The following is an 11,078-nucleotide window of genomic DNA, read 5'->3' on the forward strand; positions in this document are numbered from 1 at the left end:
CCAGGGGGGTAAAGCGCGCAAACGCCTCCGAAAAGACCCGGCGCACGGCTCCTTTATGGGGGAGGGGGTCACCCCCCTGCCGTGTCCGTTCATTGCATGCGCCCGCGAATCCGGCTCTGGGCTTTCGCCGAGCTCTCCGCCTCCAGGCGCCTGGCATGGTCCGGCCCTTCTTCGCGCATACGGGCTTTCGCCCGGTCCAGGCTGCGGGTGGCCCCTTCCCAGCGCTGGGCGTTCTGGTTGCGCCGAGCGTCTTCGCCCATGGCCTCCCGGGACAGCGCAAGGCCCCGCGTCACATCGACCGCGCCCCCGCCTGCACCCCCCCTTGGGCTCACACATCCACCATCGCCGGCCCGCCGAGGGATACGCCGGCGCCCGCACCGACCCTGCCCACGGCGTCCACACCTGCACCGCCCCGTTCCGCCTGGACCGTGGCGCCCAGCCCGAGCACCAACGCCCCTAGCAATACCGGGACAAGGGGACGGGAGAGCCTGCGTGCATTTCCCTCCATCATACAGATACCTCCTTTATTCAAGGACTTCGATTTCACTTTGCTGCCCTTCGCAGCCATCTGCCCTTTTGCAACCTCCGTAGCACGACGAGCAGTCATTCCAACTCAATGGCTTGCCCACAAATCGGTAGCCAACTCCTGCTTCTGGGCGTCGCCGGGGCCCGACGGCTGACCGGCTTGAACGCTGATCTGCTTGAATCCCAAAGGGTGGGGTTGTCTCGCGGGAGCAACAGCGCCGAGATGCAGACCCCTGGCCGGTTTAGGGTCTCGGCTAGCCATAGTCGCCCATGACAGGACGACCGGAGAGCGCTCTTTGTAGGATTCCTTTCATTGTTTCGCCATTTTTGTGCGTTACGATCAAAAGGCCATCGAAGTTGCTAAAACATGTTGACATATATTGAATTTTCTATAGAATGGGTGCTGCTGCATTGCAGCAGCACCGCCCACTAATGCCTAGGAGTCGCCCATGTACACTCACCCTGAATCCCTTATCGCTTTCCATCAGGCGAATCTGGACGCCGCCGTGCAGATCTCCCACATCGCCCTGGACGGCACCGAGAAGCTCGCCCAGCTCAACTTGGCCACCGCCCGAGAAGCCTTGAACGAAACCGCCCGTAACGCCCGTGTCGCTCTCGAAGCGAAAAGCTTGCAAGATTTCTTCAGCATGCCACCGGCCGCCGTCGAGCCCCAAGCGGAAAAGGTGCTGAGCTACCTCAAGAACGTCTATGAGATCGCCGCCGAGACCCAGGCAGCCGCAGCCAAAGCGGTGGAAGGGCGGGTCAGCGCCTTCGGCCAGGCGCTCATCGAGCAGATCGAGAAGCTGTCCCGTTCGGGTCCAGCAAGCTCCGAAGCCGCCGTCTCCTTCATCAAGTCGGGCGTCGCCGCCGCCAATAGCGCCTATGACAGCTTTTCTAAGGCCGCCAAGCAGGTGGCCGAGCTGGCCGAGGCCAACGTGAGTGCGGCTGCCGCCGCCGTCAGCACGGTCAAGAAGAAGGCTGCCAAGACGTAAGCCGACTTACGGCATTGCTTAGCCCCGGTTCGTCCGGGGCTTTTCGTTTTTGGGGACGTGGCTCAGGCGGTTGGGACCGCGCCGGGAGGCCGGTTAGAATCGAGGCATCCGCCCCTTTACTTCCCTTCTCGCCCATGAGCCGTTTGACCGAATCCCCCGCCTGGAAGGCGCTCGCCTCCCATCACGCCCGTCTAGCCGTCCGCCACCTGCGCGAGCTCTTCGCCGCCGATCCCCGACGCTTCGAGCGTTTTTCCCTGGAGGCGGCGGGATTGCTGATCGACTACTCCAAGAACCGGATCACCGGGGAAACTCTGGCGCTCCTTCTCCAGTTCGCCCAGCAGATGGAGCTCTCCCGCTGGATCGAGCGGCTGCTCGGGGGCGAGCTCGTCAACCACACCGAGCAGCGGGCAGCGCTACACACGGCGCTGCGGGCGGATCGGCCGGTGTATTTCCAGGGTCGTGACGTGCTGCCCGACGTGCACCGGGTGCTCGAGCACATGCGGCGCTTCTCCGATGCGGTGCGCAGCGCAAACCTGCGCGGCATCACGGGCAAGCCCTTCACCGACGTGGTCAACATCGGCATCGGTGGTTCGGACCTGGGGCCGGCCATGGCCACCGAGGCCCTGCGTCCCTACGGCAGCCCCGAGCTCCGGGTGCACTTCGTCTCCAACGTGGACGGCAGCCATCTGACCGATACCCTGGCGAGGCTCGATCCTGAGACGACGCTCTTCATCGTCGCCTCCAAGACCTTCACCACCCAGGAGACCCTGGCCAACGCCCGCTCGGCTCGGGAATGGCTGCTCCAGGGGCTGCGCACCGGCTCCGCCGTACCGCGCCATTTCGTCGCCGTGTCCACCAACAGGGTGGAGGTGCAGAAGTTCGGCATAGCGCCCAACAACATGTTCGAGTTCTGGGACTGGGTGGGAGGGCGTTATTCGCTGTGGTCCGCCATCGGGCTTCCCTTGTGTATCGCCGTGGGCTTCGACCGCTTCGCCGAGCTGCTGGCGGGCGCCCGCGCCATGGATCGGCATTTCGCCGAAGCGCCCCTGGAAAAGAACGCCCCCGTGATCCTGGGGTTGCTGGCGGTGTGGTACGCCAACTTCTTTGGCATACGCTCCCACGCCGTGCTGCCTTACGACCAGCATCTGGCCCGGTTTCCCGCTTATCTCCAGCAGCTGGAGATGGAAAGCCTGGGCAAGCAGGTGGACCGGGACGGGCGAACGGTGGACTATCAGACCGGCGTGGTCATCTGGGGGGAGCCCGGCACCAACGGCCAACACGCTTTTTTTCAGCTTCTGCATCAAGGCACCCAGCTGATCTCGGCCGACTTCTTAGTGGGGCTGAAGGCCCACCACCCCCTGACCACCCACCAGCGCATGCTGGTCGCCAACTGCTTCGCCCAAACCGAAGCCCTTATGCGCGGAAGGACGGAAGCAGAGGCCCGCGCCGAGCTCGAGGCGAAGGGCCTGCAGGGGGAAGCGCTGGAGCGCCTGCTACCTTACCAGGTATTCCCCGGCAATCGCCCTAGCACTACCCTCGTCTACGAGAAGCTCACCCCCTATGCCCTGGGGGCCCTCCTTGCCCTTTACGAGCACAAGGTGTTCGTCGAAAGCGTGCTGCTGCACCTCAACCCCTTCGATCAGTGGGGTGTGGAGCTGGGCAAGCAGCTCGCCAAATCCCTCCTTCCCGAGCTAGAGGCCGCTACAGGACCGGTGGCCGCCCACGACGCCTCCACCCGGGGCCTGATCGAGTATGCCCGTTCCCGGGGGGTGTGACCGTCGCAGCGGAAGTGTCGGCGAGAAGGCGTTTTGGCACAGCTGAACATCCCTCGCCCAGATGCCGCTCTAGCACCGGCAGGAGCGCTTTGAGCACCTGCACCGGCAGAGCGCTCGTGAACCGGTAGTCCTTGGCCTTCTCCCCGGGCACGTAGGCCGTCACCGTGCCGAAGTAGCGCTCGCCCATCAGGAAGACGAAGGTGGCGGCCCGGCCCATGACCCGGGATTCCACCAGCCGGCCGCCCGCGGCATAGACCTCGAAGCGATGGTCCCCGGTGCCGGTCTTGCCCCCCAGAACCGCCATTGAACCGTCCGCCAGGCGCAACGCCGCGGGAAGCCGCCGGCCCGTGCCCCGGGCCACCACGTCTTCCAGGGCCCGTCGCACCGCCGCCGCCACCTCCGCAGGCAATACCCGCTCGCCTACAGGGACCCTCAACACGGAGCGGGTCTCGAAGGGGGTGGCCCGGGCGAAATGGAACGCCTCCAAGCGCACCGTGGGCAGGCGCACGCCATCGTTGACCAGGATGCCCATCAGCTCCGCCAGCGCTGCCGGACGGTCGGCGGAGCTGCCGATGGCGGTGGCGTAGGAAGGCACCAGGGCATCGAAGGGATAACCCAGGCGACGCCAGCGCTCATGGATTTCCATGAACGCTTCCACCTCCATTAGGCTCCAGATCCGCTGGTCCTGGGCATTCTTGTTTCGCGTGCGGAAGAGCCACCGGTATACCGCTTGGCGCGCTTCCCGGCTCGCCTCTACCGCCTCGGCCAAGCTCGCCCCGGGATGGCGGACAAGGAACTCCACCACCCACAGCTCCAGAGGATGCACTCCGGCGAGAAAGCCCTGATCCGCCAGGTCATAGCGGCCGGGCGCGTAGGCCTGGTACAGTGCGGTAGCGTCGTAGGTCCGCCCGGCGGGCAGGTTTGCCATCAGGAATGCCTCGAGCGCCTCGGGTCCGGCCTCGGGGGCCACGGCCCGGAAGGCGGCCGCGAGCCGCGCTGGGGTCGACCGTACTCCTTGGGCAAGCAGGGCCAGCATCTCCTCCGGGGACTTGCCTTTGTACTTGGTGTAGAAGCGACGCACGAAGGCTCGCCCCTCCCGGTCAGCGAAGCGGGAGAGATACTCGGCCCGCAGCGGGTGCGCCGGATCGTGCAGCAGCCGGGCGGTGGAGCCGGGTTCCCGGAACATGAGGTGGTGTACGATGTCGCGCATCAGGCGCACGAAGGGCAGGTTGATGGAATCGCGAAACGCCTCCCTCACGCTCACCACCCGGACGTCATCCTCAGGGCGGAAGTTCCCGAAGCGATGAAGCCCTCCGCCGGTAAAGAAGGTCTCATGGGGGCTTGCGGAATAGCGTCGGTCCAAGGCGGCCTCCAGCATGGCGGGCAGGCTCCGATCGTCCGTTCCGGTCAGGTACTCCAGCGCCCAGCGGGTCAGGGGATCCCGGGGGCTCGCTTCCACTTGTCGCAGCGCCTCCAACGGCAAACTTCCATAGCGGGCGTGCAGCTCCGCGATCAGCTCCAAATAGGTCACCAAGGTGCGCAGTTTGGCGGTGGAACCCAGATCCAGCTTTGCCCCCTCGTTCACGTCGAAGGGCTGATCGATGCTGTCGGCCTGGACCCGTACCCGGTTGGCGCCGGCTGCCCGCTCCATCAGGGTGAAGCTATAGATCACCCGGGACGGATCGCCCTGGGCAAGGAGCTTGGGCTCCAGCAATCCCGCCTGCCGGGCGTAGCGGGAATCGCCGAGCCGGGTAAGCACTTCCGACACTTCCTTTTGTAGGGTTGCTTGCAACGGCGTTTCCACGGTGAGGTCCAGGCGGTCCAGCTCGTAGAGGCTGGACACCCCCAGGAGCTGGGCCGTCTTGACCCGCGCCGCGTCTGCCCCCTTGCGCTCGACAAAAGAGCCCAGGGGCGTGGGCGGCGCAAAAGTCCGCGGCACCACCCGAACCTGAAGAGCCGCCCGGGCTAAGGCTCCATCGATCACCCCCTCTTTCGCCAGCAGCCTCAGATAGCTGTCGGTCAGCGAAGCGAGCCGCTGCCGCTCGCCGATCAGCAGCTCGGAGGGACGCCGCTGGGCAATGAGCAGGCTCAAGACCTGACGAAACGCCCGCGCCTGGGCTTCGAGCTCCTCGGATTGCTGCGGCATCTGGCGCAGTCTGGCGTTGACCTCGTCGAAGTCTTCCCCATACCAGGCCCACAGGCCATCGCCCAGACCCACCACTTCGCCAAAGCCGGGCGCCGCCGCCAGGGGTACCGTGTTCAGGTAATCCACCACGATCTGTCGGCGAGCGGCGAGGGTCTCGCTCCCGTGGAGATAGGCGCGCAGGGACGCGGAGATCATTTGGCGCAGCTTCTCTTCGGGGGAGTCGGTCCGGCCGCCGGGGGAATGGCGATACTTCTCCATTTGAGTGGCGAGGGTGCTGCCTCCTGGCGAAGGATGATCTTCGAGCACCAGATGCACCATCCGGTTGAGCACCGCGCTCGCCAGCCGGTCCCACTCTACCGCCGGATTGCGATAGGGATAGCGGGTGTCGAGCAGTTCCCGGTTCTCGATGAAGAGGAGGGCAGCCACCACCAGGGAAGGCACTTCGGCGAAATCCCGGTAGACCCGCCGGGGAAAATCGAACGCGTAAAGGGGTCGCCCGGCGCAATCGAGCACCTTGAGGCCCGTTTGGGTCTTTTCCTGGTAGATGGGAAAAAGACCCAAGTCCATCAGGGCGGCCAAGGCGGGAGAGGCGCGCGCCTGCCGCTCCACGACAAAGCCTTCGGCTTGCAGCCGTTCGAGGAATACCGGAAGACGGCTATAGCCCGTGCGCTGGTCGAAGGGTCCCGGCCCGGGAAAGCGCATCGAGGGATTCGCGCCCGGCTCCACCCAGAACCGGATCGCCTGGGCATAGCGGACGAACTGCTGCGCCTGGATGGTGGACGTCTGAAGCTCCCAGAGTCCGAATCCGGCCACGGCCGTGACCAAAGCGGCCGTCGCCCAGACGGCGCGCCGACGCTGGCGTCGCTTGCCCGGCGGATGGAGCGGCGCCGTGAGCAGCAGGCACACGGCCGCAGGAGACCGCCTCCCCGCTGTACGCCGGCATCGTCTTTCGAGCGCACCCCCGGGCGCCCTGGCCGCTTGAGGACCATCGCCTCCGGGCAGACGGAAGCGCACATTCATATTCATCGTTTTCCGGGAACGACAAGAAGAGCGAAAACCCGGCGTTCTTTAGACGCGATAAGACGCAAAGAATTGCCGCCGGCATTTTGAATCTTTGTGGCGGTGTCGAGACAACCGTTTTGGAGTACTCTGTGACACTCCTCACCAACGCACCGGACAGATCATGAACGAAGAAGCCCTGAATTTGAGCATCCGCAAATTCCTCAAGATGGTGGGCATCCGCTCCCAACGGGAAATCGAGCACGCAGTGGAGAAGGCGCTGGTGGAAGGTCGATTGACAGGCAACGAGACCTTTCCCGCCAAGATGCGCCTGACGGTGGACGGCCTTCAGCTGGACGTCACCTTCGAAGGCACGATCGAGCTGGAATAGTCACCTGCCGAGAAGGGGCTCTTAGGCACCGTAGCCTCGCTCCCGCAGAATGGCGCGCAACTGCTCCAGGTAGCCGGCCGCCGCTCGGGTCGCGGTGCGAGCCGCGCGCGCCAGGTCAACCGCCGGGCAAGAAGGCGCGGCATCGCCGCCCGCGAGGCGCAGGTACGACTCGCACAGTAGCTCCAGGCGGGCATTCGTCCGCTTGCCCGCTTCCCAGACGCGGGCCAGCAGGGGAGGCGAAGCGAGGGAAGCCGGCGCCTGGACCAGATGCTGGAGCGCCTCGGCGCTTCCCGCCACGGCGCTTTCCAGGAGGAGGCCCTGCAGCGTCTGCAGGAAATGGCCGGAGCCTGGGGGCCCTGCATGGATCGCGCCGACCCCGGCTGAAAGCAAGCCGCCCTCCACCCCCAGCTTGTCCGCCAGGGGCTTCAGGCGCTCGAAGGCCGCCGCCTCGCCCCCGATGGCAAGACCGAAGCCGTAGGCTTCGCTCCCCGGGGCGGCGAACAGGCCCAGGTCTGCGACCAAGGCGCCCCGCGCCTTGAAGCGCTGGGCCCGTGCCACGCAGGCACGCAGATCTCCCTCAGCGCAATCCGCGATGCAGTCCCCCGGCTCGATCCAGCGAGCGAGAGCGGCCAGCAGGCGGGCATCGGCAACGAAGAGGATAAGCTGACGCGGGGGAGCGAGTTGCTGGCACAGGGCCTTCACCCCTCGGGAGAAGGCGATCCCCCCCTGCTGGCGCAAAGCGTCGAGGGCCGCTCGCTCCCGGGCATAGACCCGCACCGCCACGCCCTGGCGGGCCAGCCGGCGCGTCACGGCTGCCCCCAAGGCATGCATTCCGAGAACACCGATCTGCATGTAAAGGAGAACTCGCGGGCAAAAGAGGTCGCCCCCGCGCCAGGAGCACCGCACGCCCGCGATACAATACCGGGCCACTATAACACACGGCTCCCATCCTCCCCATGCCGCCGCCATTGCGCAGTCCACTGCGCGTCCTGTTCGTGACGCCAGAGGTCCATCCCCTGGTCAAGACCGGGGGGCTTGGCGACGTGAGCGCCGCCCTGCCCAAGGCGCTGGCGGCGCTACACGTGGACATCCGGGTCCTGGTACCCGGCTACCCGGCTGTGCTCCAGGGGGCGAGCCACAAGCGGGTAATCCTGGAGATCAAAGACCTGCCTGGGTTCCCCCCCGCTCGGCTGCTCACCGCCCGCTCGGAGGCTACCGCCCCCCTGCTCGTCATCGACTGTCCCGAACTCTACCGGCGCCCGGGCGGACCCTATCTGGGGCCAGACGGCAGGGACTGGCCCGACAACGCCTTGCGCTTCGCCCTCCTGGGGCGGATCGCAGCCCTCCTGGGATCGAGCCGCAGCCCCCTCGCCTGGCGCCCCCACGTGCTCCACGGCAACGACTGGCAGGCGGGGCTCGCGCCCGCCTATCTCCACTTCCTCCGCGGCGGCCGCGCCGCCACCGTGATGACCGTCCATAACCTGGCGTTCCAGGGGATCTTCCCTCCCGAGACGGTGGCCCAGGTGGGTCTGCCGCCCGAGTCCTTCTCCGTCCACGGCGTGGAGTACTACGGACAGCTCTCCTTCCTCAAGGCGGGGCTCTACTACGCCGACCACATCACCACGGTGAGCCCCACCTACGCCCAGGAAATCCAATCGGAGCCCCTGGGCTTCGGCCTTCATGGGCTCCTCCAGGCGCGCCGCAACCACCTCACGGGAATCTTGAACGGCATCGACACCGAGGTCTGGGACCCCTCGCGCGATCCCTTTATCGCCGTGCCCTACTGCGCCGAGCAACTAGAGCGCAAGGGCGAGAACAAGCGCGCACTGCAGCGCCTGCTGGGGTTGCCAGAGGAGGCCGATACGCCGCTCCTCGCCATGGTGAGCCGGCTCACCGCCCAGAAAGGGGTGGACCTGGTGGCGCGCATCGTGCCCCGGTTAATGGCGCGGGGGGCCCAACTCGCCCTCCTGGGCAGCGGCGATCCAGCACTGGAGCTGACCCTCAGCGAGGCCGCCCGGCGCTATTCCCGCTCCCTCGCGGTACGCCTGGGTTACGACGAGGCCCTCGCCCATCGGATCGAGGCCGGCGCCGACCTGTTCCTGATGCCTTCCCGCTTCGAGCCCTGCGGGCTGAACCAGATGTACAGCCAGCGCTACGGCACGCCGCCGGTGGTACACGCCACCGGCGGGCTCAAGGACTCAGTGACCGACGCGACGCCCGCCAACCTCGCCGCCGGCACGGCCACCGGCTTTGCCTTCGAAGTCATGGCGGAAGAGGCGTTTCTCGGCGCCATCGATCGGGGGCTTGCCCTGTGGCGGGACCTGGACGCCTGGCGGCGCATCCAGCGCGCCGGGATGGCACGGGATTTCAGCTGGCACAAAAGCGCGCAGCAGTATCTGGAGCTCTACCGCTCCCTGGTTCGGGCAGGCTGAGACGGACAAGCGCCAGCCGCCGGAATAGTACGCTCACAACCACACCATCATCCCCATCTCCAGGGGATGGGTGAGCCGGGGATGGCAAGGGTAGGCGCGGATCATGTAGTTGAGCCTACCGCACAGGCTGGGCTCCAAATCCAGGGTATAGAGGTGTTGATTTGGATCGTCGGTCGCGCCCTCCGGCCGGAAGCGGAAGCGCTCGTATTCGGACAGCCGATCGGCCTTGCTGGTGCGACCAATCAGCAGCTCCACTGCCACGTCATCGGGCTCGAGCCCGTTCAGATGCATGGCCACCTTAAAGGTAAGGCGGCTGCCGAACTGGATGCGCTTGGGTCCCGTGTCGAGCCGCTGCAGCCGCACCCCGGGCCAGGCGAGCTGAACCCGGGACTTCCAGGCGGCGATCTCGCGGGCGCTCCCGTACCGGTTTTGGGCGTAGGCGGCACCCTGACGTGCCGCCGGGGCATAGAAGCGCTGCACGTATTCGCCCACCATGCGCATGGAATTGAAGCGGGGCAGGATGGAGGCAATGGAGCGCTTGGCAAGCTTCACCCACTCCACCGGATAGCCCTGCTTGCCGCGCTGGTAGTAGAGGGGAAGCACCTGGTCCTGCAGAATCTCGTACAGGGTGCGGGATTCCTCCCGGTCACGGCGCGCCGGGTCCATGCTTTCCGGCGCCGGCTTGATGGCCCAGCCATTCTTGCCGTCGTAGCCCTCCCCCCACCAGCCATCGGTGACCGAGAGGTTGATCACTCCGTTGATCGCCGCCTTCATGCCGGAAGTGCCACAGGCTTCCTGGGGATAGATCGGGTTGTTGAGCCATACGTCCACGCCCGAGACTAGGCGCCGGGCGAGCCGCAGGTCGTAGTTTTCCACCAGGAGGATTTTCCCCTCGAATTCCGGCATGCGGGCGAACTCCGCCACCCGCCGGATCAGCGCTTGCCCCGGCTCGTCCGCCGGGTGGGCCTTGCCGGCGAAGATGAACAGCACCGGCCGTTCTGGGTCGGAGACGATCTCTTTGAGCCATTCCAGGTCTTGGAACAGAAGCAGCGCCCGTTTGTAGGTGACGAAGCGGCGGGCAAAGCCGATGGTCAGCACGTGGGGATTGATGGGGTCGGCGTACTTGAGCAGCCGCTCCAGGTGGGCTTCCGAGCCGTGGTTGCGGAAGTGCTGGATCCTCACCCGGTGGCGCACCAGGTAGAGCATCTGGGACTTCAACGACTGGCGCGTGCTCCAGAAGAGGTGGTCGGGGATCTCGTCGATGCGCTCCCAGAAGGAGGCGTCGCACAGCCGGTTACGCCATTCGTTGCCCAGGAACTTGTCGAACATATCCGCCCAGTCCTGGAACAGGAAGGTGGGCACGTGCACCCCATTGGTGATGGACTCCATCGGGTTCTCCTCGGGGTCGATCTGGGGCCACAAGCCTTGGAGGATGCGCGCCGAAACCTCTCCGTGGATACGCGAGACGCCGTTGTGGAAGCGGGAGCCCCGTACCGCCAGGGCCGTCATGTTGAAATCGCTACTGCCAGGGGTGCGGCCCAGCGCGAGCAGCTCCTCCGGCAGGATCTTCACCTCCTTCAGGTACCAGTCGAAGTAGGTGAGGATCATCTCGTCGCTGAAATGGTCGTGCCCCGCCGGCACGGGGGTATGGGTGGTGAACACGGTGGACACCGCCACCGCCTCCAGGGCGGCGGCGAAGCTCAATCCCTGGCCGACCAGCTGGCGTACCCGCTCCAGCACCAAGAACGCGGCGTGACCCTCGTTGATGTGGTACACCGCGGGCTTGAGCCCGAGGGCCGCCAGTGCCCGCACCCCGCC

General features: G+C 66.1%; 9 protein-coding genes. 4 read left to right on the forward strand and 5 right to left on the reverse strand.

The genetic code is table 11. From position 1 onward, the window contains the following. Window positions 1-89 precede the first annotated feature (89 nt). Together V7Q81_RS07795 and V7Q81_RS07800 are read right to left on the reverse strand one after the other, a co-directional pair. Complete coding sequence (locus V7Q81_RS07795) at window positions 90-260, reverse strand: hypothetical protein (RefSeq protein WP_333841694.1); 171 nt, start codon at window positions 258-260, stop codon at window positions 90-92. A gap of 68 nt (window positions 261-328) precedes the next feature. Beyond that, on the reverse strand, window positions 329-511 hold the full coding sequence (locus V7Q81_RS07800; RefSeq protein ID WP_333841695.1) for a hypothetical protein: 183 nt from the start codon (window positions 509-511) through the stop codon (window positions 329-331). Between the two features lie 463 nt (window positions 512-974). Here V7Q81_RS07800 and V7Q81_RS07805 point away from each other — a divergent pair, with 463 nt between their 5' ends. Further along, window positions 975-1,517, forward strand: a complete 543-nt coding sequence (locus V7Q81_RS07805; protein ID WP_333841696.1) for a phasin family protein — start codon at window positions 975-977, stop codon at window positions 1,515-1,517. Window positions 1,518-1,651: 134 nt separating this feature from the next. Then, window positions 1,652-3,292 (forward strand): glucose-6-phosphate isomerase, encoded by a 1,641-nt coding sequence (gene pgi / locus V7Q81_RS07810; RefSeq protein ID WP_333841697.1) that lies wholly within the window; start codon window positions 1,652-1,654, stop codon window positions 3,290-3,292. On the opposite strand, the gene V7Q81_RS07815 is transcribed toward pgi, so the two are convergent. Further along, a complete protein-coding gene (locus V7Q81_RS07815) occupies window positions 3,219-6,344 on the reverse strand; it encodes a transglycosylase domain-containing protein (protein ID WP_333841699.1) in 3,126 nt (1,041 codons plus the stop codon). The genes pgi and V7Q81_RS07815 overlap by 74 nt on opposite strands. A gap of 277 nt (window positions 6,345-6,621) precedes the next feature. On the opposite strand from V7Q81_RS07815, the gene V7Q81_RS07820 reads away from it, so the two are divergent. Continuing rightward, window positions 6,622-6,828 carry a DUF6494 family protein gene (locus tag V7Q81_RS07820; protein WP_333841702.1) on the forward strand — a complete coding sequence of 69 codons (207 nt, stop codon included), beginning with the start codon at window positions 6,622-6,624 and terminating at the stop codon, window positions 6,826-6,828. A 21-nt stretch (window positions 6,829-6,849) separates the two neighbouring features. Here V7Q81_RS07820 and V7Q81_RS07825 read toward each other — a convergent pair whose 3' ends face one another. Next, window positions 6,850-7,680 (reverse strand): NAD(P)-binding domain-containing protein, encoded by an 831-nt coding sequence (locus V7Q81_RS07825; RefSeq protein ID WP_333841704.1) that lies wholly within the window; start codon window positions 7,678-7,680, stop codon window positions 6,850-6,852. A gap of 104 nt (window positions 7,681-7,784) precedes the next feature. Between V7Q81_RS07825 and glgA the strand changes: the two genes are divergently transcribed. Beyond that, window positions 7,785-9,260 (forward strand): glycogen synthase GlgA, encoded by a 1,476-nt coding sequence (gene glgA / locus V7Q81_RS07830; RefSeq protein ID WP_333841707.1) that lies wholly within the window; start codon window positions 7,785-7,787, stop codon window positions 9,258-9,260. Window positions 9,261-9,293: 33 nt separating this feature from the next. Here the strand turns inward: glgA and glgP are convergent. After that, window positions 9,294-11,078, reverse strand: a 1,785-nt coding sequence (gene glgP / locus V7Q81_RS07835; RefSeq protein WP_333841709.1) for an alpha-glucan family phosphorylase, incomplete at its 5' end; no start/stop codon positions are given.

It is taken from the genome of Pelomicrobium sp. (assembly GCF_036803785.1).
In the GTDB taxonomy this organism is placed as follows: Bacteria; Pseudomonadota; Gammaproteobacteria; order Burkholderiales; family UBA6910; genus Pelomicrobium.